The sequence below is a fragment of the Nocardia yamanashiensis NBRC 100130 genome (assembly GCF_001613325.1).
Classification (GTDB): Bacteria; Actinomycetota; Actinomycetes; order Mycobacteriales; family Mycobacteriaceae; genus Nocardia; species Nocardia yamanashiensis.
This window is the reverse complement of the sequence record NZ_BDCD01000011.1, coordinates 304,920-329,572: the sequence shown is the minus strand read 5'-3', so window position 1 is coordinate 329,572 and position 24,653 is coordinate 304,920. Positions and strand designations below refer to the sequence as shown.

24 protein-coding genes are annotated in these 24,653 nt (G+C 68.5%); 9 read left to right on the top strand and 15 right to left on the bottom strand.

What is annotated here, in order from left to right; translation table 11 throughout:
• Positions 1-8: 8 nt before the first annotated feature.
• Positions 9-1,145 (bottom strand): bifunctional 2-methylcitrate synthase/citrate synthase, encoded by a 1,137-nt coding sequence (locus tag NY1_RS12145; protein ID WP_067711557.1) that lies wholly within the window; start codon positions 1,143-1,145, stop codon positions 9-11.
• Positions 1,146-1,150: 5 nt separating this feature from the next.
• Positions 1,151-2,059: a methylisocitrate lyase gene (gene prpB / locus NY1_RS12140; protein WP_067711214.1), complete on the bottom strand. Its 909-nt coding sequence runs from the start codon at positions 2,057-2,059 to the stop codon at positions 1,151-1,153.
• A 26-nt stretch (positions 2,060-2,085) separates the two neighbouring features.
• On the opposite strand from prpB, the gene NY1_RS12135 reads away from it, so the two are divergent.
• A complete protein-coding gene (locus tag NY1_RS12135; RefSeq protein WP_067711212.1) occupies positions 2,086-2,286 on the top strand; it encodes a DUF1737 domain-containing protein in 201 nt (66 codons plus the stop codon).
• Between the two features lie 26 nt (positions 2,287-2,312).
• Here the strand turns inward: NY1_RS12135 and prpD are convergent, their stop codons facing one another.
• From prpD to NY1_RS12120, 3 genes are all read right to left on the bottom strand, one after another.
• A complete protein-coding gene (gene prpD, locus NY1_RS12130) occupies positions 2,313-3,824 on the bottom strand; it encodes a 2-methylcitrate dehydratase PrpD (RefSeq protein WP_067711211.1) in 1,512 nt (503 codons plus the stop codon).
• Between the two features lie 146 nt (positions 3,825-3,970).
• Entirely contained in the window at positions 3,971-4,342 is a 372-nt protein-coding gene (locus NY1_RS12125; RefSeq protein ID WP_067711209.1) for an SgcJ/EcaC family oxidoreductase, read from the bottom strand.
• On the bottom strand, positions 4,329-5,231 hold the full coding sequence (locus tag NY1_RS12120; RefSeq protein WP_084534879.1) for a helix-turn-helix domain-containing protein: 903 nt from the start codon (positions 5,229-5,231) through the stop codon (positions 4,329-4,331). Before NY1_RS12120 ends, NY1_RS12125 begins: the two co-directional genes overlap by 14 nt.
• Before the next feature lie 110 nt (positions 5,232-5,341).
• Here NY1_RS12120 and NY1_RS12115 point away from each other — a divergent pair, with 110 nt between their 5' ends.
• Together NY1_RS12115 and NY1_RS12110 are read left to right on the top strand one after the other, a co-directional pair.
• The gene (locus NY1_RS12115; RefSeq protein ID WP_067711207.1) at positions 5,342-6,565 is read left to right on the top strand and encodes a DUF445 domain-containing protein; all 1,224 of its coding nucleotides are present in this window, start codon (positions 5,342-5,344) and stop codon (positions 6,563-6,565) included.
• A 219-nt stretch (positions 6,566-6,784) separates the two neighbouring features.
• Positions 6,785-8,206: a short-chain fatty acyl-CoA regulator family protein gene (locus tag NY1_RS12110; RefSeq protein ID WP_084534878.1), complete on the top strand. Its 1,422-nt coding sequence runs from the start codon at positions 6,785-6,787 to the stop codon at positions 8,204-8,206.
• Positions 8,207-8,209: 3 nt separating this feature from the next.
• Here the strand turns inward: NY1_RS12110 and recG are convergent, their stop codons facing one another.
• Both recG and NY1_RS12100 read right to left on the bottom strand, forming a co-directional pair.
• The gene (recG, locus tag NY1_RS12105; protein ID WP_067711206.1) at positions 8,210-10,474 is read right to left on the bottom strand and encodes an ATP-dependent DNA helicase RecG; all 2,265 of its coding nucleotides are present in this window, start codon (positions 10,472-10,474) and stop codon (positions 8,210-8,212) included.
• Positions 10,475-10,476: 2 nt separating this feature from the next.
• Positions 10,477-12,165 (bottom strand): DAK2 domain-containing protein, encoded by a 1,689-nt coding sequence (locus NY1_RS12100; RefSeq protein WP_233434296.1) that lies wholly within the window; start codon positions 12,163-12,165, stop codon positions 10,477-10,479.
• 358 nt (positions 12,166-12,523) lie between these two features.
• Between NY1_RS12100 and rpmB the strand changes: the two genes are divergently transcribed.
• Positions 12,524-12,715: a 50S ribosomal protein L28 gene (gene rpmB / locus NY1_RS12095; protein ID WP_039799620.1), complete on the top strand. Its 192-nt coding sequence runs from the start codon at positions 12,524-12,526 to the stop codon at positions 12,713-12,715.
• Positions 12,716-12,789: 74 nt separating this feature from the next.
• Positions 12,790-13,290 carry a GNAT family N-acetyltransferase gene (locus NY1_RS12090; protein ID WP_067711204.1) on the top strand — a complete coding sequence of 167 codons (501 nt, stop codon included), beginning with the start codon at positions 12,790-12,792 and terminating at the stop codon, positions 13,288-13,290.
• Here the strand turns inward: NY1_RS12090 and NY1_RS12085 are convergent.
• The 3 genes from NY1_RS12085 to NY1_RS12075 are packed head-to-tail and all read right to left on the bottom strand — an operon-like array spanning position 13,274 to position 15,259.
• A complete protein-coding gene (locus NY1_RS12085; RefSeq protein ID WP_067711203.1) occupies positions 13,274-13,540 on the bottom strand; it encodes a hypothetical protein in 267 nt (88 codons plus the stop codon). The genes NY1_RS12090 and NY1_RS12085 overlap by 17 nt on opposite strands.
• Positions 13,541-13,574: 34 nt before the next feature.
• A complete protein-coding gene (locus NY1_RS12080) occupies positions 13,575-14,252 on the bottom strand; it encodes a uracil-DNA glycosylase (RefSeq protein ID WP_067711202.1) in 678 nt (225 codons plus the stop codon).
• 47 nt (positions 14,253-14,299) lie between these two features.
• Positions 14,300-15,259, bottom strand: a complete 960-nt coding sequence (locus NY1_RS12075; RefSeq protein WP_067711201.1) for a thiamine-phosphate kinase — start codon at positions 15,257-15,259, stop codon at positions 14,300-14,302.
• Between the two features lie 296 nt (positions 15,260-15,555).
• Here NY1_RS12075 and NY1_RS12070 point away from each other — a divergent pair, with 296 nt between their 5' ends.
• Positions 15,556-16,296 carry a DUF3515 domain-containing protein gene (locus tag NY1_RS12070; RefSeq protein WP_067711199.1) on the top strand — a complete coding sequence of 247 codons (741 nt, stop codon included), beginning with the start codon at positions 15,556-15,558 and terminating at the stop codon, positions 16,294-16,296.
• 21 nt (positions 16,297-16,317) lie between these two features.
• Here the strand turns inward: NY1_RS12070 and NY1_RS12065 are convergent, their stop codons facing one another.
• From NY1_RS12065 to NY1_RS12055, 3 genes are all read right to left on the bottom strand, one after another.
• Positions 16,318-16,626, bottom strand: a complete 309-nt coding sequence (locus NY1_RS12065) for a DUF6191 domain-containing protein (protein WP_233434295.1) — start codon at positions 16,624-16,626, stop codon at positions 16,318-16,320.
• 62 nt (positions 16,627-16,688) lie between these two features.
• Positions 16,689-17,789, bottom strand: a complete 1,101-nt coding sequence (locus tag NY1_RS12060; RefSeq protein WP_067711197.1) for a D-alanine--D-alanine ligase family protein — start codon at positions 17,787-17,789, stop codon at positions 16,689-16,691.
• 121 nt (positions 17,790-17,910) lie between these two features.
• A complete protein-coding gene (locus NY1_RS12055; protein ID WP_067711195.1) occupies positions 17,911-18,906 on the bottom strand; it encodes an NAD(P)H-dependent glycerol-3-phosphate dehydrogenase in 996 nt (331 codons plus the stop codon).
• Positions 18,907-19,183: 277 nt separating this feature from the next.
• Here NY1_RS12055 and cofC point away from each other — a divergent pair, with 277 nt between their 5' ends.
• The 3 genes from cofC (at position 19,184) to NY1_RS12040 (ending at position 23,126) form a co-directional block, all read left to right on the top strand.
• A complete protein-coding gene (cofC, locus tag NY1_RS12050; protein WP_067711193.1) occupies positions 19,184-19,870 on the top strand; it encodes a 2-phospho-L-lactate guanylyltransferase in 687 nt (228 codons plus the stop codon).
• Between the two features lie 62 nt (positions 19,871-19,932).
• Positions 19,933-22,161, top strand: a complete 2,229-nt coding sequence (locus NY1_RS12045) for an RNA degradosome polyphosphate kinase (protein WP_067711191.1) — start codon at positions 19,933-19,935, stop codon at positions 22,159-22,161.
• Entirely contained in the window at positions 22,158-23,126 is a 969-nt protein-coding gene (locus tag NY1_RS12040; protein WP_233434294.1) for an NUDIX hydrolase, read from the top strand. The genes NY1_RS12045 and NY1_RS12040 overlap by 4 nt, the downstream gene beginning before the upstream one ends.
• 84 nt (positions 23,127-23,210) lie before the next feature.
• Here NY1_RS12040 and NY1_RS12035 read toward each other — a convergent pair whose 3' ends face one another.
• Both NY1_RS12035 and leuD read right to left on the bottom strand, forming a co-directional pair.
• Positions 23,211-23,849, bottom strand: coding sequence for an HU family DNA-binding protein (locus NY1_RS12035; protein ID WP_067711189.1), 639 nt, complete (start codon positions 23,847-23,849; stop codon positions 23,211-23,213).
• Between the two features lie 157 nt (positions 23,850-24,006).
• Positions 24,007-24,615 carry a 3-isopropylmalate dehydratase small subunit gene (leuD, locus tag NY1_RS12030; RefSeq protein WP_067711187.1) on the bottom strand — a complete coding sequence of 203 codons (609 nt, stop codon included), beginning with the start codon at positions 24,613-24,615 and terminating at the stop codon, positions 24,007-24,009.
• Positions 24,616-24,653: the final 38 nt, after the last annotated feature.

The window sequence follows — 24,653 nt, the reverse complement described above, 5'->3', positions numbered from 1 at the left end:
TTTCCGGTTCACGCCACCGGGCGCAGCGGACGCGGCGGCGGGCCGGTGTATTCGGAGAGTGGGCGGATGAGGGCGTTGGATTGGGATTGCTCGATGATGTGGGCGGTCCAGCCGGTGATGCGGCTCATCACGAAAATCGGTGTGAACATGTCGATGTCGAAGCCCATGAGGTAGTAGGCGGGTCCGGCGGGGAAGTCCAAGTTCGGTTTGATGCCGGTGGCCTCGGCCATGGCGGTTTCGAGTTCGCCGTACATCTTCAGCCAGGCGCCGCCGCCGGTCAGGTCGGCGATGTCTTCCAGCGCCGCGCGCATGGTGGGTACGCGGGAGTCGCCGGCTCGGTAGACGCGATGGCCGAAGCCCATCACCTTCTGCTTGCGAGCAAGCTTGTCCCGCAACCACTCCCGCGCCCGCTCGGGTTCGCCGATCTCCAGCATCATGTGCATGACGGCCTCGTTGGCCCCGCCGTGCAGCGGTCCCTTGAGTGCGCCGATGGCCGCCGTCACCGCGCTGTACATATCGGATTCGGTGGAGGTGACGACGCGGGCGGCGAAGGTGGAGGCGTTGAAACTGTGCTCGGCGTAGAGGATCAGGGAGGTTTCGAAGGCCCGCACCAGGCGTTCGTCCAGGTGCCGGCTGCCGGGGGCGGGTGCACCGAAACACATGTAGAGGAAGTTCTCGGCGAACCCGCGCGTCGGATCGGGGGCGATGGGATCGAGCCCGCGGCGGCGGCGCATATCGGCCGCGATGACCGTCGGCAGCACCGCCGTCATGCGTAATGCCTTGTCCAGCAGTGCTTCCTGGCTACGCCCCTGATCCTCGAGCGGGTCCTCCGCGCCCAGGTAGCTGACCACGGTGCGGATCACGTCCATCGGATGGCAGGTTTCGGGCAGCCGGGCGATGAGGGCGAGCAGCGAGCGGTCCGCCCGGCGCAGGGCGCGTTCGCGCTGGCTGAGCTGCTGCAGCTGGGCGGCGTCGGGGAGTTCGCCGAACCACAGCAGATGGGCGACTTCCTCGAAGTGGCAGTGCCGGGCCAGATCCTGGACGGCGTAGCCACGATAGGTGAGGGTGCTGGTCTCGGACACCACCTTGGAGATGGCGGTGGTGTCGACCACCACCCCGGCGAGGCCCTTCTTGATCTCGGACATACGAATCACTCGCTCACGGTGAAATTGAAGATGTCGGAATCGAATTCGTTGTAGCGCTGATATTCGAGAAGCTCGTAGAGGCGGGCGCGGTGCTGCATGCGATCCAGCAGCGCGGATTGGGTTCCGGTGGCGGCGATCTCGCGCAGGCCCGCTTCGACGGCGAACATGGCCAGGCGCAGCGTGGTGACCGGGTAGATGACGGCGTTGTAACCGAGCCGCTCCAGCTCGGGAGCGGAGATCAGCTCGGATTTTCCGAACTCGGTCATGTTCGCCAGCAGCGGGACGTCCACGGCGGCACGGAATTTCGCGAACTCGCTCGCATCCGCGAGGGCCTCGGTGAAGACCAGGTCCGCCCCGGCGTCCACGTACGCCTGGGCGCGATCGATGGCGGCGTCCAGCCCTTCGGTGCCGCGAGCGTCCGTGCGGGCGCAGATGGTGAAGTTCGCGTCACGCCGGGCCGAGACCGCCGCCCGGATGCGCCGCACCATATCCGCCACCGGCACCACGGCTTTCCCGTCCAGATGCCCGCACCGCTTGGGATTCACCTGATCCTCGATATGGCAGCCGGCCAGTCCGGCGTCCTCGAGCATGGTGACCGTGCGGGCCGCGCTCATGGGTTCACCGAAACCGGTGTCGGCGTCGATCAGCACCGGCAGGTCGGTGACCCGGGCGATCTGCCGCCCGCGCTCCACCACCTCGGTGAGCGTGGTCAGCCCGATATCCGGCAGTGCCAGCTCCGCCGACACCACCGCCCCGGAGACGTACGCGCCTTCGAAGCCGAGTTCCTGAATCAGCTTGGCCACCAGCGGGTTGAACGCCCCGGGCAGCCGTTGGATCCGCCCGCTCGCCAGGCCCGCCCGGAAGGCCGCGCGCTTCTCCCCCGCCGTGGCGGTGGACACCATCAGCCCGGTCATGCCGCCCACCGTCCTACGCTGACGGCATGACCGCACCACGCCTGCGCTACCGACTGATCACCGGACCCGACGACGCCACCTTCTGCGAGCGCATCAGCGCCCTGCTCGACGAGGGCTATCAGCTGTACGGGTCGCCGTCGGTCACCTACAACGGCAGTTCGGTCGTCGCGGCCCAGGCCCTGGTGTGGGGCGGCGAGCTGCGTGACGGCGGCCCGCATCGTCCCTGACGGGGCGCCGGCGAGGTCGTCGCGGCTCATCGGAAGATCCCCTCACGAGTTTCCGGGGCGCGGCCGAGCACCTCGGGCGCGACGGTGAAGGTCAGCTGATCCAGTTCGCCCGCACCGAGTTCCGGGGTGCGCTGGGCGGCATCGAGGAACCGGTCCTGTTCGGCCGCGTCGAGGATGCCCTCGGCCAGGGTGCGGAACTTCTCGAGGTACTGCGCCCGCGCGAAAGGCCGTGCGCCCAGCGGATGCGCGTCGGCGACGGCCAGTTCGTCGACGATGGTCTCCCCGCTCGCGAGGGTGACCACGGCGCGGCAGCCGAACGCTTTCTCGGCGGGATCGGTGGAGTGGTAGCGCCGCGTCCATTCCGGATCCTCCACGGTGCTGATCCGCTGCCAGAGCGCGACGGTGTCCGGCCGTTGGGCGCGTTCGGGCGCGTAGGAGCGCTCGTGATGCCAGGTCCCGTCCTGCAGCGCGACCGCGAAGATATAGGGCACCGAGTGATCGAGGGTTTCGCGGCTGGCCCGCGGATCGTATTTCTGCGGATCACCCGAACCACTGCCGATCACCACGTGGGTGTGGTGGCTGGTGTGCAGCACGATGGTGGCGATCTGGCCCAGATCGCCGATGCGGGAACGCATCCGGCGCGCCAGGTCGATGGGAGCCTGGCTCTGGTACTCGGCCGAGTGCTCCTTGGTATAGCTGTCCAGGATCGCTCGCTTGGCCTCCCCCGGCCCGGGCAGCGGCACCTGGTATTCGGCGTCGAAACCGCCCAGCAGCCATGCGATCACCCCGTCCGCGCCCTCCCAGATCGGCGCGGGCGCGCCCTCGCCGCGCATGGCGCGATCCACGGCCTCGATCGCCATCTTCCCCGCGAAGGCGGGCGCATAGGCCTTCCAGCTGGAGATCTCGCCCTTGCGGGACTGCCGGGTCGCGGTCGTGGTGTGCAGCGCCTGCCCGACCGCCTGATAGACGGTGTCGGCGTCCAGCCCCAGCAGCGTGCCGATGCCCGCCGCCGCCGACGGCCCGAGATGCGCCACATGGTCGATCTTGTGCTCGTGCAGGCAGATTCCGCGCACCAGATCCATCTGGATCTCGTACCCGGTCGCCAGGCCCCGGATCAGTTCCGCGCCGGTGCGCCCGGCATGCTGCGCCACCGCCAGGATGGGCGGGATATTGTCGCCCGGATGCGAGTACTCGGCCGCCAGGAAGGTGTCGTGGAAGTCGAGTTCCCGCACCGCGACGCCATTGGCCCAGGCCGCCCATTCCGGTGAGAACCGTTGCGCGACGGGCAGACCGAAGACGGTCGCGCCGGGCGCGTACGGATGCGCCTGCGCCTGCCGCCGCGCCGAGGTCACAGGTCGGCGCAGTACCGAGGCCGCCGCGACGGCCGCATTGTCGATGATCCGGTTCACGATCATCTCGGTGACGTCCGCGGGCACTTCGACCGGATCCACGGCGACTTCCGCGATCCGCGTCGCCAGATGTTCCGAACGCGGGAACGCCTCCGCCGCGGTGCGGGCTCGAACGCTGTATGTCTTCATACTTCGCACGCTACGCAACCGAGGTCAGGGCGGAAAACAGCTCGCTACAGCGTATTTCGGCGAGCGAATACCATCCGATCAGCGAAGTCGGCGAACCCACACCGCCGCAGATAGGGCGGGTACCTGCCCGAACGGCGCGGTGGGAATCAGCCGCCGAACGCCCGGGTAATGGCCGCCAGGTCGAAATAGTCGCGCCATGCGGCGATCAGGCCGTCGCGAATCTCGAACGTGCCCATGACCGGCAGCGGGGTCTCCTTGCCGCCACCGCGCAAGGTGTCGGTGCGCTCGTTCATGACCAGATCGCCGGCCGTCACCTGGTGGTGAATGGCGAAGTCGATACCGTCGAGGGCCCCGGCGAAACCGGCGACGAAGTCGCGGATCGCTTGGCGGCCGACCACCGGTTCCATCGGAATATTGTGGTACACAGCGTCTTCCGTGAAGAAGGACGCGATGCGGTCGGGGTCCGGCTGCGCCCAGGCGGCGCACATTTCGCGGACCAGCGCATCAGGGTCGGACATGGTGATTCCTCTCTGTACCGTCGCCGATCCGGCGCGCGGCCTCGGCGACCTCCGCCAGATAGCGGCGGCGTTCGGCGCGCGTGACGTCCGCGCGCAGCGGGCCGATCTGCAATTCCATGACCGCGTGCCCGGCGGCGTCGAAGACCGGGGCGGTCAGATAGCTCACCGGCAGCGGCACATCCCGCTCCAGGGTCTCCCGGTCGTAGGCGCTGCCCACCACGGTCGCCAGCTGCGCCAGCACCCGGCCGCGCAATTCCTTGCTGGCGGGCAGTTCGGCCAGATGGCTGGCGACCTCGGACAGCACGCGGGCGGTGGGCAGGCTGTCGGGTTCCAGCCGCCAGAGGCAGAAACCGGTGGCGCGCAAGGTGTTCAGCACGGCCTGGAACTCCGCGCGGCGTTCGGGCCCGCGGGTGCCGAGCCAGTCCTGCTGCCGGCCGGGACCGGCGTGCGCGATGATCGCCGCGCCGGCGGGGGCCAGCAGCGGGATGCGCGCCCCGGCCTCGATCCCGGCGGTGTAGCGGTCCTCGGTGACCGCCACGAACTCGAAGAAGTCGCCGCTGATGGCGCTCAGCGCGACCCCGCAGTCGACCCGGTCCGCCAGCCGATCCAATTCGGCCGTGAAGAAACTGCGGTCCCCGGCGGCATCGGCGGCGTGTGCGCCGATGGCGGCCAGCGCGGGGCCGAGCCGGTAGCTCAGATCGGGCAGCCGCCGCACCCATTCCCGTTCGGTGAGCGCCGCCAGAATCGCGCCCGCGGTGGAGCGATTGAGGTCCAGCGCGTCGGCGATCTCGGCGGAGGTGAGCGTGGCGTGCTGGGCCGCGAGCAGTTCGACGATGGCCATCACGCGCTGGGTGGGCGGGGAGGTCTCCGTGGTCTTGCCACCGGGCACGCGGGTCTCCTCAGCCTGTGCGACGATACGAATAAGCAAATCGTTCCGTACAAATACTTGCACCAAGGAGTGGGCGTGGCAACCAGGGCAGACTCGGAGCCGATCGCGTCGTGATCGCCGATTTCACCGAGCACTGGCTGCTGTATCTCTCCATTCCGCTCATCGCCGCGCTCATCGGCTGGGTGACCAAGATCGTCGCGGTGCAGATGCTCATGCGCCCACTGGAATTCGTCGGGATTCCACCGTGGCTGGGCTGGCAGGGCGTGATCCCGCGCTCGGCGCCGCGCATGGCGACCATCGCGGTGGACCTGATGTTCGGCAAGCTCATCGATCCGCAGGACATCATCGCGCGCATCGATATCGCCGAATTGACCACGCGGCTGCGCGAACCCATGGACGCGGGCGTGGACCATATGGTGCGCGAGATGATGCTGCGGCATCAGCCGCGGCTGTGGGTGAACATGCCGGCGGCCGCCCAGCGCGCGCTGATCGAGCGGGTGCAGCGGGAGCTGCCGGGGCTGATCGAGGACATCGTGTTCGATCTGCGCACCAATCTCGATCAGGTGATGGATCTGCGCGGGATGGCCATCGACGCACTGGTGCAGGACAAATCGCTGCTGGTGACGATGGTGCACCGGGTCGGGCGCAACGAGCTGCGGTTCATCGTGCGGTCGGGGCTGATCTTCGGCACCGTGCTGGGCGTGGTGCAGATGTTCACCTGGGCGTTCACCCACAATCCTTTGCTCATGCCCGCTTTCGGTGGTTTCACCGGATTGGTGACGGACTGGCTGGCGCTGCAGATGATCTTCCGGCCGATCAAGCCGGTCGGGATCGGGCCGCTGCGCTGGCAGGGGTTGTTCCACAAGCGGCGCGAGCAGGTGTGCGCCGATTACGGGGATCTGATCGCCACCGAGATCCTCACGCCCGCACGGATTCTGGAAGCGGTGCTGAACGGTGAGCGAGCCGACCGGTTGGCTTCACTGCTCAGCCATCACGTCGGCGAATTCCTGAACACCCAGACCGGGCCGGCCAAGCCGCTGGTGCTGCTGGTGGCGGGCAGCGACAGCCTCACCACCCTCGAACGCGATGCCGTCACGCTGGTGCTGGACCATATTCGCGCCGCCGCATCGGGTTTGGACGGTTTCGACCGGCACGCCATCGAGGCCCTGGACGTGCGGTCGCTGGTGATCGAGAAGACCAAGCAGTTGACCGACGACGAGTACGAGGGCCTGTTGCGCCCCGCCTTCAAACAGGACGAATGGAAGCTGGTCGCCATCGGCGCGGTGCTCGGGTTCCTGGTCGGCGAACTTCAGGTTCATCTGCTGCTGGGCTGATCGACCGTGGTCCCGGCTAACTTCCGGACCGCGGTTTCGGCGCGTCACGCCCGGGGTATGAGTACGATGAGGACCCGCGCGGTAACCGCCCGAGGTACCGAATTCGCATGTTACGCAGCCGCACCGCCGACGCGAAAGCGCTCGCAGAATCACCGAAATAGCGGCGAGTTCAATCCATATTGCAATGTTTGCGAAGCCGAGTCGGTACCATCTCGCACTGTGCGCAAGATGTATGCGGGTGCCCGACTACGGCGGTTGCGCGAGGAACGGCGGATGACCCAGGCGGCCTTGGCCAAATCCCTGGACCTGTCACCCAGCTACCTCAACCAGCTGGAGCGGGACCAACGTCCGCTCACCATTCCCGTGCTGCTGAAACTGAACTCGACGTTCGACCTGGATGTGCAGTTCTTCGCGGCCGACTCCGATGCCCGGCTCGTCTCGGATCTGCACGAGATCCTGGTCGAGGCCGCCGGCGGTAATGCGGCGCCGGTCGCCGAGGTCGAGGACCTGGCCACCCGGATGCCGGAAGTCGCGAAAATCGTTGTGGCCATGCACCGCCGACTACGGGCCGCGACCGACCAGTTGGATCTCTTGTCCTCCAAGGTGGCCACCCCCACCGGTGCGCCCGGGGTGCCCATGCCCTACGAGGACGTGCGCGACTTCTTCTACGACCATCACAATCACATCGCCCAGCTCGACCTGGCCGCCGAGCGGCTGTTCGAGGACTGCGGCCTCACCATCGGCTCGCTGGACCGCCAGCTCGCGCGCGTCGCCGAGGAACGCGCCGGTGTCACCGTCCTGGTGCGCGGCGACGGCGCCGACCCGAATGTGCCCAAGCGCCATTACGAACCGGAGACCCGCACCCTCACCCTGGCCCGCCGCCTGCGTCCCGGCCAGCGCGCCTTCCAGATCGCCACCACGCTGGCCTTCCTGCTGCACGGCGGCCTGCTCGACGAGGTGCTCGACGAAACGCCCTCGCTCAGCGGCGAATCCCGCACCCTGGCCCGGATCGGCCTGGCCAACTACTTCGCGGGCGCGTTGATCCTCCCCTACAGCAAGTTCCTGCGCTCCGCCGAGGAACTCCGCTACGACATCGACCTGCTCGCACTGCGTTTCGAGGTCGGCTTCGAAACCGTCTGCCACCGGCTGTCCACCCTGCAACGCCAGGGCCAGCGCGGCGTCCCCTTCTTCCTGATCCGCACCGACCGCGCCGGCAATATCTCCAAACGCCAGTCCGCCACCGCCTTCCACTTCTCGCGCGTCGGCGGCAGCTGCCCCCTCTGGGTGGTCCACGAGGCCTTCGCCCACCCGGGCCGCATGCTCACCCAGATCGCGTCCATGCCCGACGGCCGCCGCTACCTCTGGATCGCCCGCACCACCACCCCGACCACCACCGGATTCGGCACGGCCGGAAAAGAATTCGCCATCGGCCTCGGCTGCGATATCGAATACGCCGACCGCCTCGTCTACTCCAAGGGCCTGCAACTCGACGACCCGGCCGCCGCCACCCCCATCGGCGCCGGCTGCAAGGTCTGCGAGCGCCCCAACTGCGCCCAGCGCGCCTTCCCGCAGATCGGCCGGCCCCTCGCCATCACCGAAACCACCAGCACCGACCTGCCGTACCCGCGCCTCCCGCGCTGACCGTCAGGACTTGGCCAGGTACTCCAGGCGTTCGCCGTCCACCGCGGCGTGCATCATGCGGGCCAGGCCCGGGTGCTGCTGCAGGCCGGGATCGGCGGCGACGACCTCGCGGGCCAATTGCTGTGCGGCGGTGATGACTTCGAGGTCGTCGAGGAGGGAGAGCAGGCGCAGGGAGCGGGCGGTGCCGGACTGGGCGGAGCCGAGGACATCGCCCTCGCGGCGCTGGCGCAGGTCCAGGACGGCGAGTTCGAAACCGTCGGTGGTGGCGGCCACGGCTTCCAGCCGGGACATGGCGGTGCCCACCGGGTTGGTTTCGGTGATGAGCAGGCAGAGGCCCGGGTGTTTGCCACGGCCGACGCGGCCGCGGAGCTGATGGAGCTGGCTGACGCCGAAACGGTCGGCGTCGACGATGGCCATGACGGTGGCGTTGGGGACGTCGACGCCGACCTCGACGACGGTGGTGCAGACCAGGACGTCGATGTCGGCGGCATTGAAAGCCTGCATGACGCGGTCTTTTTCGTCGGAGGGCAGGCGGCCGTGCAGGAGGCCCACGCGTAGGTCCTTCAGGGGGCCGGTGCTGAGCATCTCGAACATGTCGACGGCCGAGTGGGTGGTGGGGCCTTCCTTTTCCTCCTCGGCCTTCTTCTTGCCCTTCTTGCCGTTCTCCTCCTCGTCGCCGATGCGGGAGCAGACCACATAGGCCTGGCGGCCGGCTTGCACTTCCTCGTGGATGCGTTCCCAGGCGCGGTCCACCCAGGCCGGTTTCACCTTGGCGGGCACCACCTTCGAGGTGATGGGCGAGCGGCCGCGCGGGAGCTGGGTGAGGGTGGAGGTCTCCAGATCGCCGAGGGTGGTCATGGCGATGGTGCGCGGGATGGGGGTGGCGGTCATGACCAGCAGGTGCGGGCTGACGCCCTTTTTGGCCTTGGCGCGCAACGCATCCCGCTGTTCCACGCCGAAGCGGTGCTGTTCGTCGACCACGACCATGCCGAGGTCGAAGAATTCGACATTGTCCTGGATCAGGGCGTGGGTGCCGATGATGAGGCCCGCCTCGCCGGTGACGGCGTCGAGCAGGGCGGCCTTCTTCTGGCCGGCCGACATGGAGCCGGTCACCAGCACCACCTTGGTGGCATTGTCGGCCGCGCCCAGTTCGCCGGCATTGCCGAGATCGCCGAGCATGTTCTTCAGCGATCGATAGTGCTGGGCGGCAAGCACTTCGGTGGGGGCGAGCAGCGCGCACTGGCGGCCGTTGTCGACCACCTGCAGCATGGTGAGCAGCGAGACGATGGTCTTGCCGGAACCCACCTCGCCCTGCAACAGGCGGTGCATGGGGTGGTTGCGGGACAGATCGGCGGAGATCTCGTCGATGACGGCGCGCTGGCCCTCGGTCAGTTCGAAGGGCAGGCGCTTGTCGAAAGCCGCCGCGATACCGTCGGTCCGGGGCGGGGAAGGTTCGGCGCGGCGGCCCTCGGTCTGATGGCGGCGCTCGGCCAGCACCAGCTGCAAAGCCAGGGCCTCGTCGAAACGCAGGCGGCCCCTGGCCTCTTCGATATCGGACTTGCTGTCGGGCAGGTGAATGAGCCGCAGCGCGTCCGACACCGGGAGCAGGGCATGCTCGGTGCGCAGGCTCTCCGGCAGCGGATCGTCGATGGGGTCCAGCTGATCCAGCACCTGCCGCACACAGCGCAGCAGATCCCAGCTCTGCACCTTGGCGGTGGACGGATACACCGGGATGAACTCGCGCTCGAAGAACGAGACGTCCACGCCGCCCGCGCCTTTCGCGCTCTGCGCCAGCCCGCGCAGCGCGCCGCCGCCGCGCACGCTGGTCAGGCTCTCGACCGAGCCGTCCTCCTTGTCCGGGAGAATCAGATAGTCGGGGTGCGAGAGGTTCCAGCGGTCGGGCCGCCACCAGTGCACGGTGCCCGACATCATGGCGCGCACGCCTTCCTTCACCAGGTAGCGCACCTTGTCGCCATTGAAGAAGGTGATCTCCACCGGGCGCGGGCCGCCGGTGTCCAGGTTCACCTTCAGCAAGCTGCCCTTGCGGTTCTTCATGGGCCGCAACTCGGTCTTGGTGACCCGCCCCATCACCGTGATGTGCTGGCCCTCCTCCGGGGCCTCCTCGGTGAGCGGCTGCCCCTGGGTGGCGTAGCGCAGCGGATAGTGCCGCAGCAGATCCTCCACGGTCTGCATGTCGAAATGCTCCAGCAGCGGTTCGGCCGCCTTCACACCCAGCACATGGTCGAGCCGATCAGCCAGTGTCGCCATTGCTATTCCACCCCGATCTGCACCAGATCACCGGCCTGACCGCCGGGATACACGACCACTTCCACACCCGGGAAACCGGCGGCCACGTGCGCGCTCAGCTCCTCCGAAAGTCCTTCGGGCGCTTCCGCGCCCAGCAGCATGGTCACCAATTCCCCACCGAGCCCGAGCATCCGGTCCAGCAGGGTGCGACCGGCATTGCGCACATCGGCGTCGATGACCACCACGTCGTGCCCGACCAGGCCGAGCCCGTCACCCGCCGCGCAGGTGCCGACGATCGTCAGCGCCCGCTCCGGGGCGATCCGCAAAGCGCCCCACCGGGTTCCCGCCGCCGCCTCCGACATGGCGAAGGCATCGTCCACCGCGATCCGGCCCGCATCGTGCATGGACAGCGCCGCCAGCCCCTGCACCATGGACCCGCACGGGAGCATCAGCACCTCGCGCTGCCCATCGCGCGCCGCCACACTCACCGCCACCAGCTCATGCGCGGGCAGAGCGCCGTTCGGCAACACCAGCACCTCTCGATGCGGCAACCGCCGAATCCCTTCCAGCAGCGCCTCGGCCGTGACCTCGCCCTCCAGCACCTCGGCCCCGGCATCCTGAAACAGCCGCACCGCCCCCGCCCCGGACGCCACGGCCAGAATCCCGCGGGCTTGTGCGCCGCCTGGCGCGTGCGCCGACGCCGCCAGCGTCTCGATCCGGATCCCGCTCAACCGTCCCGCCGCCAGACCCGCCTCCACCGCGGCCCCGGCATCGGCGCAATGCACGTGTGCCGACCAGCTGCCCGCCCCGTCGCCGACCACGACGACCGAATCCCCGAGCTCGGCAAGCCGATCCCGCAGCCCGCCCACCCGGGACTCGTCGGATTCGGCCAGCACGTACATGACTTCGTACTGCACCGCGTCGGCCCCCGCCGCCGCCGTTTTCCCCTGTTCGAGAACCGAATCCACGCCCGCGAGCGGCAGACCGCCCGGCGACATCCGCGAATCCCCCGCGGTACCAACAGTATTCGCGGACACGGCGGGCAGCGACCCGGCATCGCGCACATACTCCGGCCGCCGCGTGGCCACGCCTCCGGAGACGGTGACCAATTCGTCCAGCAGCACCAGCAGTCCACGCGCGCCCGCATCGACGACGCCGGCGTCGCGCAGCACTCCCAATTGCTCGGGCGTCTCGCCCAATGCCTTCGCCGCCCCGTCCGCAGCGGCCACCGCCACGGCCGACAATGTCCGATCGGGGCAGCCGGCAGCACTCTCGGCGGCACGATCCAGCACGGTCAGCATGGTCCCCTCGACCGGAGAACTCAGCGCCTCACGCACCAACCGCGCCGCCCGCCGCAACGCCAGCCGCAGCGACGCCTCGGTCAGCGGACCGTCGCGCACCACATCGGCCACCCCGCGCAGTACCTGAGAAAGGATGATGCCGGAGTTCCCGCGCGCCCCGAGCGTGGCCGCCCGCGCCATCACACTCGTGGTCTCATGCGCCGACGGACCCACCGAAGTCTCGATCCCCGGTTCCTCGGCGACCGCCGCTTCCGCGCTGCGGACCGCGGCGCGCATGGTCGCCAGCAGGTTCGTGCCGGTGTCGGAGTCCGGGACCGGGAAGACGTTCAAGGCGTTGATCTCGTCACGATGGCGCTCGAGTCCGGCCAGGCTGAGCTGACCCCAGCGCAGCAGCGCAGTACCGTCGAGCACGTCCCCTTCCCCGGGCACCGTCACCGTCCTTCCGCCACACACCGCGCCGCCACCGGCCCGGCCACCAAGTTGTCCTCGGAAACCCCGGTCGCCAGCCTAGTCGGGCGGACCGACAGCGTGCGGTCAGGCGGCGGGCGCGGAGTGCGTTCCGCGCGCCGGACGGGGGGCGATTGGACACGCCCGGAAGGCGGCGGTTACTCTTGTCCGGTTGCCCGACGCAGGCACGATCCTGTACTCCCAGGAATCGGAAAGCGTTCGCCGGTGCTTCACCGGCAGGCACGTCCAAGACATCAAAGTTTCCGGACTCGCTGTTCTAGAGCGCAGCGGGTCTCTACATGACATGAAGGAGCTCGCGACTATGGCTGCCGTCTGCGACGTTTGCGCCAAGGGCCCCGGCTTCGGTAAGTCGGTTTCGCACTCGCACCGGCGCACCAACCGTCGCTGGAACCCGAACATCCAGACCGTGCGCGCGCAGGTTGCCCCCGGCAACACCCGCCGCATGAACGTGTGCACCTCCTGCCTGAAGGCCGGCAAGGTCGCCCGCGGTTAATTCGCTTTTCGGCAACAGCCCCGGCACCCGGATTGGGTGGTCCGGGGCTTTTGCTGTGTCCGAAGGGGGTCCGGATGTCCGAGTGGCAGGTGGTCGCGCCCGTCCACGAGCAGATGCGCGGCCTGGCGGAATGCCATATCGAATGCTGGCGTGAGGCGTACCGGGACCTGGTGCCCGCGCCGCTGCTGGCCGCCTTCGACCTGGAGCGGCGGACGGTCGCCTGGGAACGGCGGCGCTTGCAGAATCCGGATGGCCTGAAGGTCGCCGTCGCCGGCGACACGGTGATCGGCTTCGCGGTCAGCGGCCGCAGCCGGGACGAATCCCCCGTGGCGGAGTACGAACTCAACGCCATGTACGTGCGCGCGGCCTGGTACGGCACGGGCGTGGCGCACGATCTCATGCGCGCCGTACTGCCCGAGCACGCCGACGTCTCGCTCTGGGTCTTCGAGGAGAATCCGCGCGCCCGGGCCTTCTACACGAAATACGGCTTCGAACTCGACGGCGCCCGCCGAGTCGAAGCCTTCACTCCGGCAATCGAAGTGCGAATGGTGCGCCGCCTCAGCGGTCGCCGGTGAAGCAGTCCAGGTTCTGGCTGATCGTCATCGGCAGGCAGGCGATGCGCGAGGTCACGTTCGACGAGATCCCGGAGAAGCTGTTGGTGTCGAACAGGCTGGCCACCAGCGTGGCGTTCTCCGTCGTCGGGTTGGCGGCGGGAGCGGTGTACGGCTCCAGTTCGAGCGGCGCCGCGTTCGCGGCGGGGGCGGCGGCGAGGGCCGCGCCCGCGGCGAGAGCGACGAAAACACCACGGGCAGTCTTGTTCTGCATGCACAGGCTCCTGAATCGGTTCAACGGATTCGCGTTACGGCAGACGCCAGTCCACCGGCGCGGCCCCCAATGTACCCAGCAACTCGTTGGTTCGGGAGAAAGGCCGGGAACCGAAGAACCCGCGCGAGGCCGACAACGGTGAGGGATGCGCGGATTCGATGTACGGCGTGGAGCCGAGCATCGGCTTCAAAGTGGACGCGTCGCGGCCCCAGAGAATCGCGACGAGGGGCTGATCGCGGGCGACCAGCGCCCGAATCGCCTGCTCGGTCACCGCTTCCCAGCCCTTGCCGCGATGCGAGGCCGCCTGGCCGGGCGCGACGGTGAGGACTCGGTTCAGCATGAGCACGCCCTGATCGGACCACGGCGACAGATCGCCGTTGGACGGGGTGGGGAAGCCGAGGTCCTTGGTGTACTCGGAGAAGATATTGCTCAGGCTGCGCGGCACCGGCGAAACATCCGGTTCCACTGAGAAACTCAGGCCCATGGCGTGGCCCGGCGTCGGATACGGATCCTGACCGACGATCAGGACCCGGACCTTGTCGAAGGGGCGTTGGAAGGCCCGCAGCACGTTCTCACCCTTGGGGAGATAGCCACGGCCCTCGGCGTTTTCGGTTCGGAGGAATTCCCCCATTTGCGCAATGCGGTCGGCCACGGGTTCGAGGGCTTCGGCCCAGCCCGAATCGATGACTTCCGACAGTGGTTTGGCACCCATGTCGGGATAAACTATCGTCCCGATTTTCATGGCGGTAGCGGGGTCTCCTAAGCGAAGGATTCCCAACCGGTAGGTCCGATTCGGGGGGTTCCGTCGAGGGTCACGCCCGCGCCTTCGACCACCCGTCCGATGGGTACCCAACCCGCAGGCAGATCCGCATTCCCGGCGAAAGTCGCGGCGAAGGCGTGGTCCTCGCCGCCGGCCAGAATCCAGTCCAGGGGGTCCGCGCCGAGTGCGTCGGCAAGGGGACTCAACGCCGGATCGCGCAAGGCCGCCGCATCGAGATCGATGGCCACGCGCGAGGATTCGGCGATATGCCCGAGATCGGCCAGCAGCCCGTCGGAGACATCGGTGAGCGCCGTGATGGGCGCGTCCCCGGGCAGCTCCAGCACGGCGTCGTACGGCGGCTGCGGAACCCGATGCGTGGCAAGCGCTTCCGCGATCAGCCCGGCATCCACCCCGGCGAGCGCCGCGGCATCGAGCCCGGCCGACAGCACCGCGAAACCCGCCCCCGACCAGCCGAGCCGCCCGGCCACCGCGACCACGTCACCCGGCCGCGCGCCCGACCGCGGAATCGGCTCGCGATATGGATCCCCGAACGCCGTCACCGAAATCGTCACGACCGGACTGCGCACCATGTCCCCGCCCGCGATGGATCCCCCCGAGCGCCCGATCTCCGCCCACATCCCGTCCGCGAGCCCGGTCACGAACTCGGCCGACGTCTCCGAGGGACACCCCAGCCCCACCACGAACGCACTCGGCCGCGCGCCCATTGCGACGACATCGGCCGCGTTCTGCGCGATCGCCTTCCGCCCGATATCCACCGCGCTCGACCAATCGAGCCGGAAATGCCGATCCTGCACCAGCATGTCGGTCGTCACCACGAACCGCCCCGTAGGCGCGGCCACCACCGCCGCGTCATCGCCCGGACCGAGCAGCACTCCCGGCGACAGCGGACGCCCCGCATTGATCCGTGCGATGAGCGCGAACTCGCCGACGTCCGCCACAGTCCGCGTATCGCGCGCGCCGCCGCCCTGCTCATCCGCGGATGCCGCCGCCCGTTTCCCCGCACTCGGTCCGGCCGCGTCCGACTCGCCGACCTCGCGCGCGTGCGCATCGTCTGCCGCACGCCCACGTTCGGTCGAGTTGGCACGTGGCCTGCTGCTGGCGGTGATGACGATCTCCTTCGCGGTGAGCTGGTTCGGGCGCTGAACTCATCGACGGTACCCTCGAACCCGCAAACGACGACCACCAGCCGCGACGCGCTGCGCCCGGCACGGCACGATCGGGGACCGACGACCGGATGAGCAACGACACCCGCGGCAGCGAACCGGACTCCACCCAGCCCGACGCTCCGGTTTCTCCGGCCGCGTCGGACTCCACCGTCGGTCTCGAGAAGAAAGCCCCGGCCGACGCCGAGGCCGACGCCGCAGAGAAGACCGGCGTCGAACCGGAGGGCGCGACAGCCGCGGCGGGGAGCGCGACCACTACGGAGGCGGAGTACTCCCCCGGCCGATCCCCCGCGCTCATCGCGACGGCGATCGCCCTGCCGGTGGCGCTGGTGGTGGGTGTGCTCGTCATGGGTGTGCTGGCGAACCGGAATCCGGCGCGGGAACCGTTGGCGCTCGGGTCGATTCCCGCGCCCGCCGCGACCGGTCCGGCGTGTGGCGCGCTGTTGCCGGCGCTGCCGGAGCAGATCGGCGACTACACGCAGGCCGAATTGCGGGCTCCCGCGCCGGAGGGCACCAAGGCGTGGCAGCTGCCGGACGGCGGTGAGCCGATCGTGCTGCGGTGCGGGCTGGATCGGCCGCTGGAATTCAATCGGGCGTCGCCGTTGCAGGTGGTGAACGGCGTCAGCTGGTTCGAGATTCGCGATCAGACCACCGGCGTCACCTCCGGCACCTGGTGGGCGGTGGACCGGGGCACCTACCTGGCGCTGACCCAGCCGGACAATGCCGGACCGACCCCGTTGCAGGAAGTCTCGGACGCCATCAAGAAGGCGATGCCCGAGCAGCCCCTGGACCCGAACCCGCTGCCCAACTGACGAACCGCGCGCCCGGCTCCGTCAGTGCGACGGGCCTGGGTCGCGTAGCCTCAGTTTGCCGCCGTCGAGATCCAGATCGAAGTCGTCGCCGTCGCCCGGATTCTCGCGATGCATGAGCACCGAATGCCGCTGCTCGAACTCGTGCTGTTTGCCGGAACCGAACACCGCGTCCAGCCCTTCGAACCCGATGGCGGCGGCACTGCGCTCCCCTTCGAGGTGCCGCATCCACGGCAGCGCGGTGCGCCCGGTCAGCTTGCGGTACGCCACCTCGGCGAACGCCACCGCGATGATCAGCAGCGCCAGGCCGGGAATGGTCATGGCCAGAATCACGCCATCGAGGCTACGCCCGGCCCGGCGGATCGGGCATCACCCGATCGGGGGAGATCCGGCGGTCAGCGCAGTCCGGTGCCCCGCGCCAGCGCGGTGGAGATGAGCGTGTCCACCAGGGTCCGGTTGTCCACCCCGGCCGCTTCCCACATGCGCGGGTACAGCGAGATGGAGGTGAAGCCGGGCATGGTGTTGATCTCGTTGATAACCGGCCCGTCCGCCGTCACGAAGAAGTCGACCCGCGCCAGCCCCTGGCAGTCCAGCGCCCGGAACGCGCGCACCGCCATGTCGCGAACCTCTTGCGCCACATCGTCGTCCAGTTTGGCGGGCACGTCGAACTCGCACACGTCGTCGATGTACTTGGTGTCGAAGTCGTAGAACTCCGGCCCGTCGGCATCCTGCTCGGGCATCCGGATCTCCGCCACCACACTGGCTTCCACCCGGCCGTCCGGGAATTCCAGTACGCCGCACTCGACTTCGCGGCCCACGATCCCGGCTTCGATGATCACCTTCGGATCGTGCTCGCGCGCAAGCGAAATCGCCTTGTCGAGCGCGTCCCAGGCATCCACCTTGGTGATTCCGATGGAAGACCCACCGCGGGCGGGCTTCACGAACACCGGCAGGCCCAGGCGCTCCTTCTCGGCCTCGGACAGCGTGGCGGCGCCGGGGCGCAGCACCACCTGGAAGCCGATCGGAAGTCCTTCGGCCGCAAGCAGTTTCTTGGTGAATTCCTTGTCCATGCCCGCCGCGCTGGCGAGCACGCCCGGTCCCACATACGGGACGCCGGCCAGCTCCAGCATCCCCTGCAGGGTGCCGTCCTCGCCGAACGCGCCGTGCAACACCGGGAACACCACGTCCACGCTGCCGAGCGCGGCATCCGCGCCGTCGACCGGAACCAGATCGCCGGGGCGGGACGGATCGACCGACAGCGCCATGGTGGTGCCGGCCGTGCCGTCCACCGCGGGTAGCGAACGGCCCTGCGGCGCCAGCGTCTGCACGTCCCCGGTGCCGAGCACCCAGGTGCCGTCGCGGGTGATCCCGATCGGAACCGCTTCGTACCGTTCGGGATCGAGGGCGCTCAGCACCGTACGGGCCGAACGGCACGAGACTCCGTGCTCGTTGCTGCGCCCGCCGAACACCACCGCCACCTTGATCCTGTTGGTCATGCCCGGAACCGTACCCGGTCATATATGGCGGCAGTGTTACGTGGTCGGGCCCGTCATGTCCGGCGGGCCAGGCGCGGCCGCCCTTCCGAGCCGAGCGGTCGGTACGGCTACCGCCCCGCGCTCACTCCGACTTCAGCCGGCGACCGAGGAGCTGGCCCACGGCTTCGGCGGCGGACAGGCCGCCGTGGCAGACCTGGTGCACGGCATTGGTGAGCGGCATTTCCACCCCGTGTCGTTCGGCCAGCGCACGCACCGATGTGCAGGACTTCACACCCTCGGCGACCTGCCCATGAGTGGCCTCCTGCGCGGTCTCCATACTGCCGCCCGCGCCCAGCACATGCCCGAAGGAACGATTGCGCGACAGCGGCGAGGTGCAGGTGGCGACCAGATCCCCGACCCCGGCCAGGCCCGCGAAGGTGACCGGTTCCGCGCCCACCGCCACGCCCAGCCGGATGATCTCGGCCAGCCCGCGGGTGATGAGGCTGGCAATCGAGTTGTCGCCCAAGCCCATTCCCGAGGCGATGCCGCAGGCCAGCGCGATCACGTTCTTGCAGGCGCCGCCGATCTCGCAGCCGATCACATCGGAATTGGTGTACGGGCGGAAGTACCCGGTGGCGCTGGCCTGCTGCACCGCCTCCGCGCGCAGCGTGTCCGTGCACGCCACCACGGTGGCCGCGGGCTGACGCGCCGCGATCTCCTTGGCCAGGTTCGGTCCCGACAGCACCGCCACCCGGCTCGGATCCGCCCCGCTCACTTCTGAGATCACCTGGCTCATCCGCAGCAGCGTCCCGGTCTCGATGCCCTTGGCCAGGCTCAGCAGCGTGGCCTCGGCCGGAATGCTGTCCTTCCAGACGGCCAGATTCCCGCGCAGCGACTGCGACGGCACCGCCAGCACCACGATGTCGGCCCCGTCCAGCGCGATCCGGTGATCATCGGTGGCGGCGATCGGCGGCAGCGCGAAATCCGGCAGATACCACGGATTCCGATGCTCGGTGGCGAGCACCTTGGCCACCTCCGGCCGCCGAGCCCACATGGTGGTCTCGGTTCCCGCCTCCGCCAACACCTTCGCGAACGCGGTCCCCCAAGACCCCGCTCCCAGCACCGCTGCCCTAGCCATCCGCCCAATATATGCGGATTGCGAAAAGGCCGTGCCGAGCACCGCACAACGACTCGGCACCACCGGCCGTCCACCGCGTGCACGCCTGCCGCACACCCGCCAGGCCACGACGGCGGCAACCCGGATGGCATCCGCCACCACGCGCGTTGTCTCCCGGCATGCGCACCCACCTCGCCTCCCCGCGCGTCGCCGCGGCCCGCCCGGGACCCCGCGTGTCCCCGCCTCACGATTCGACTCCGCTCACACACGCGTCATCTTCGAGTGGGAGGATTCGGGCATGCGTCCGTCCGTGCACGCGGTGATCGCGGTGAAGACACTCGGGCTGGCGAAGAGCCGCCTCGCCGACCGGCTGGAACCGCCCGACCGGACGCGATTGGTGCTGGCCATGCTCGCCGATACGGTGACGGCGGCGCTCGAAACGCCCGGTGTGGCGTCGGTGACCGTGGTGACGCCCGATCCCGCCGTCAAGGATCTGGTGCAGCAGCTCGGGGGCCGGGTGCATCCGGAACCCGCGGCCCCCACGGGGCTGAACGGGGCGCTGGCGGCCGGGGCCGAGGCGATCCGGCTCGAACACGGCCCGGTCGATGTGCTTGCCCTGCAAGCGGATCTGCCCGCCTTGCGCCCGCACGAACTGGGTGAGGTGCTGGCAGCGTCCGGGCACCCGCGGGCGGTGGTGGCCGATCACGCGGGCAGCGGGACGGTGGCCCTGCTGGTGCGGGGCGGCGCGGCGCTGGCGCCGCTGTTCGGACCCGATTCGGCCCGCCGGCACATCGCGGCGGGCGCGGTGGAACTGCTCGGCGAGTGGCCGGGCTTGCGCCAGGATGTGGACACCGCGGCCGATCTGGATTGCGCGGCCGCGCTCGGGGTGGGTGAGGCGACCGGCGCGCTGTTGAGTGAAATCGGCGTGTCGCGGGCGTGTCTCCCAGCAAAACAAGTCCGGCGAACCGGCTCCCGGCGGTGTTGACCGGGCGTGATCTGCGCTGCAATGGGCGGTGTCAGTTCGGCACCCACAACACGACATAAGGAATGATCGTGAGAGTGAGCGATACGGAAACCGTCAAGCAATCGCCGCTACTACCCGCGGCGCCGCCCGCGGCAACCCCACCGCCCACTCCGACACCGCCGCTGCCGCAGGACCGGTATGTGAACCGGGAATTGAGCTGGCTCGATTTCAACGCCCGCGTGCTCGCCTTGGCCGAGGACCATTCCCAGCCGCTGCTGGAGCGCGCCAAGTTCCTCGCCATCTTCGCGTCCAATCTGGACGAGTTCTACATGGTGCGGGTGGCCGGGCTCAAGCGCCGCGCGGAAACCGGGCTGTCGGTGCGGTCCGCGGACGGGTTGTCCCCGACCGAACAACTGGAGATGATCGCCGCCCGCACCCAGGAGATCGCCGAGCGGCACGCGCGGGTGTTCCTGGACCAGGTGCTGCCCGCGCTGACCGCCGAGGGCATCGCCATCATCCGGTGGAACGAGCTCGACGACGCCGAAAAACAGCGCCTGTCCGGGTATTTCCAGGATCAGGTCTTCCCGGTGCTGACCCCGCTGGCGGTCGATCCGGCCCACCCGTTCCCGTACATCAGCGGCCTGAGTCTCAATCTCGCCGTGACGGTTAAGGATTCGGTGACCGGCGGCGAGCACTTCGCGCGAGTCAAGGTGCCCGACAATGTGGATCGCTTCGTGCGGGTGCGCCGCACCGTGGGCAGCCGCGAGACCGCCGTCGCCGCCACCGGCCGCGAACCCGTCGGCCGCGACTCCGCCGGCGGGCAGTCCTCCATGGCCGCCTTCCTGCCCATGGAAGAGCTGATCGCCGCCCACCTGGATCAGCTGTTCCCGGGAATGGAAGTGGTGGAACAGCATTCGTTCCGGATCACCCGCAATGCCGATCTCGAGGTCGAGGAGGATCGCGACGAGGACCTGCTGCAGGCCCTGGAACGCGAACTGGCCCGCCGACGCTTCGGATCCCCGGTGCGGCTGGAAGTCTCCGACGACATGACCGAGCACATGCTCGAACTGCTGCTGCGGGAACTCGATGTCGACCCGGCCGACGTGATCCAGGTGCCCGGCCTGCTCGACCTGTCCTGCCTGTGGCAGGTGTACGGCGTGGACCGGCCCAACCTCAAGGACGCCCCGTACGTGCCCGCCACGCCCCCGGCGTTCGGCGAACGGGAAACGCCCCGAAACGTTTTCGCGGCGCTGCGCGAGGGCGACGTGCTGGTGCACCACCCGTACGACTCCTTCTCCACCAGTGTGCAGCGCTTCATCGAACAGGCCGCGGCCGACCCGCAGGTGCTCGCCATCAAGCAGACCCTGTACCGCACCTCCGGTGACTCCCCCATCGTGAACGCGCTCATCGACGCCGCCGAGGCCGGTAAGCAGGTGGTGGCGCTGGTCGAGATCAAGGCCCGCTTCGACGAGCAGGCCAACATCAAATGGGCGCGCGCGCTGGAGCAGGCGGGCGTGCACGTGGTCTACGGCCTGGTCGGGCTCAAGACGCACTGCAAGACCTGCCTGGTGGTGCGCCGCGAAGGAGCCACCATCCGGCGCTACTGCCACATCGGCACCGGCAATTACAATCCGAAGACCGCGCGCCTGTACGAGGATGTCGGATTGCTCACGGCCGCACCGGAGATCGGCGCCGACCTCACCGACCTGTTCAACTCGCTGACCGGGTACTCGCGAAAAGCCAACTACCGCAACCTGCTGGTCGCTCCGACCGGGGTGCGAGCCGGGATCGTGGAGCGGATCGAGCGCGAGACCGAACTGGCGCGGCAGGGCGAATCGGCGCGAATCCGGCTGAAGGCCAATGCCATCGTGGACGAGCAGATCATCGACGCGCTCTACCGCGCCTCCCAGGCCGGCGTGCCGGTGGAGATCGTGGTGCGCGGCATCTGCGGGCTGCGACCGGGCGTTCCGGGCATGAGCGAGAACATCGAGGTGCGCTCGATTCTCGGCCGGTACCTGGAACATTCGCGGGTGCTGCACTTCCAGGCGCAGAACGAGTACTGGATCGGCAGCGCCGACATGATGCACCGCAATCTGGACCGGCGCGTGGAAGTGCTGGCGCAGGTGAAGGATCCGCGTCTGGCCGAGCAGCTCAACCAGATGTTCGATTCCGCGCTCGACCCCGCCACCCGCTGCTGGGTGCTGCAGGCCGACGGCAGCTGGGCCGCCCAGCCCGATCCCTCGGTGCCGGACGTGCAGGTGCGCGACCACCAGGAGTACCTGATGCGACTGCGCCGGCCGGATCGCCAGTGAGCAAGCACAAGTCCGACCCCGCCGCCGATTTGGTAGATCCCCGGGTGAACCCCAATATCCTGGCCGCGGGCGCCGTGCTGTGGCGTCCCACCGCGGACGGCAGCGTCGAGATCGCGCTGGTGCACCGGCTCAAATACGACGACTGGTCGCTGCCCAAGGGCAAATTGGATCCCGGCGAGACCGCCGTGGTGGCGGCCGTGCGTGAGGTGGCCGAGGAAACGGGCCTGAATTCGCGTCTGGGGCGTTATCTCGGCCATGTGACGTATCCGGTCACCGGGCACCGGAAACTCAAGCGGGTGGACTACTGGGCGGCCCGGGCGCTCGACGGCGGCTTCGAGTCCAATTCCGAAGTCGATGTGCTCCAGTGGCATCGCGTCGAGGGCATCATGGACGCGCTGTCCTACCCGATGGATCGCACCATCGTCCGCAATTTCCTTCGCCTACCGGCCGATACCTCCACCGTGCTGGTGGTCCGGCACGCCAAGGCCGGGCGCAAGGACCGCTTCACCGGGCCGGACGACGACGCCCGGCCGCTCGAAAAGGCCGGTCGCGCACAGGCTCGCGAGCTGGTGCCGAACCTGCTGCCGTTCGGGGCGGCCGAAATCCACTCGGCCCCACCGGCGCGCTGTGTCCAAACCGTTACCCCGCTGGCCGAGAAACTGGGCGTGACGGTGGAATTGGAGCCGCTGTTCAGTGAATCCGGTTACGCCACAGCGCCGGACGCGGCCCGCAAACGCGCCCGCGACCTGGCCGACCGCGACGTCGTGCCGGTGATCTGCAGTCAGGGCAAGGTGATTCCGGATCTGCTGCGGTGGTGGGCCGAGGAGGACGGAATCACGCTGCCACCGGCCCGCAATCGCAAGGGCAGCGTCTGGGCGCTGTCCTTCCACGGCGGCAAGCTGGTCGCGGCCGACCATCTCGACCGCATCCTGCACCCCACCGAGATCGACTCCCACGCGAAATAGGGAACGGCCGAATTCCGGCCTCCGACATGCGAAACGGCCCGGCGGATGCCGGGCCGTTTCACGTTGTCCTGCTAGCGGGAACCGTCAGCGACGGGCGGTGCGCTTGGCAGCGGTCTTCTTGGCCGGAGCCTTCTTGGCCGTCTTCTTGGCGGTGGCCTTCGAAGCGGTGGCCTTGGTGGCGGCGGCCTTCTTGGCCGGAGCCTTCTTGGCGGTGGCCTTGGCCGGGGTCTTCTTGGCGACCGTCTTCTTCGCGACCGTCTTCTTGGCGGTGGCCTTCTTGGCGGGCGCCTTCGAAGCGGCCTTCTTCGCCGTGGTCTTGGCCGGAGCCTTGGTGGCGGCCTTCTTGGCGGTGGTCTTCTTCGCCGCCTTCTTGGCCGTGGTCTTGCCGCCCGACACCGGGGCAGCCACACCGCGTTTCACGGCCGGGCCGCTCGAGGCGATCTTCTGCTTGCCGGCGATGATCGCCTTGAACTGAGCGCCCGGACGGAATGCCGGCACCGAAGTCGGCTTCACCTTGACGGTTTCACCGGTACGCGGGTTACGGGCCACTCGCGCAGCGCGCTTGCGCTGTTCGAAGACACCGAATCCGGTGATGGTGACGCTCTGACCTTTGTTCACAGCACGCACGATTGTGTCGACCATCTGCTCGACTGCTGCAGTAGCGGTGCGCCTGTCAGTACCCAACTTCTCGGTCAGAACATCGATCAGTTCCGCCTTGTTCATTGAATCCTCCGCAGACTATTTGGCCCGTCGTCGGACCGACTAGGTACCACGGTAAACCTTTCTGCGGCAAGAGTCTACGAGCGACGCGCGAAAAAGCGAGGCACGGCACATGTCCAGCAACCACGTTTGGGGGCGTTCAGCTAACGCCCCCCAATGATTACGTCTGCGAAATACGGGCCGGAATGGTTGCGGGTTTCCAAGTCGGCCTTGCGTTTTCGAACTGCGCGATCTCGTCGCTGTGCCGCAGGGTGAGACCGATGTCGTCCAGGCCTTCGAGCAGCCGCCAGCGCGTGTAGTCGTCAATATCAAACGGCAACACGACCGTTCCGGCGCTCACGGTTCGCGCCTCGAGGTCCGTCGTCAATTCCAAACCGGGCTGTTCCTCGAGCAACTTCCAGAGCAATTCCACATCGCTCTGCGCCATCTTGGCGGTCAGCAGACCGTCCTTGCCCGCGTTCCCGCGGAAGATGTCGGCGAAGCGGGAGGAGATCACGACCCGGAACCCGAAGTCCTTCAACGCCCAAACAGCGTGCTCACGTGAGGATCCGGTGCCGAAATCCGGACCGGCGACCAGCACACTACCCCGGTTGTAGGGCTCGGTGTTCAGAATGAAGTGCTCATCCTGGCGCCAACCGGCGAACAAGCCGTCCTCGAAACCCGTTCGGGTAACGCGCTTCAGATAGACCGCCGGGATGATCTGGTCGGTGTCGACATTGGATCGGCGCAGCGGAACACCGATCCCCTTGTGAACCTTGAAGGCTTCCATTGTGATTCTCCTGAGTCTGTTGGGGCCGAAGGTACTTG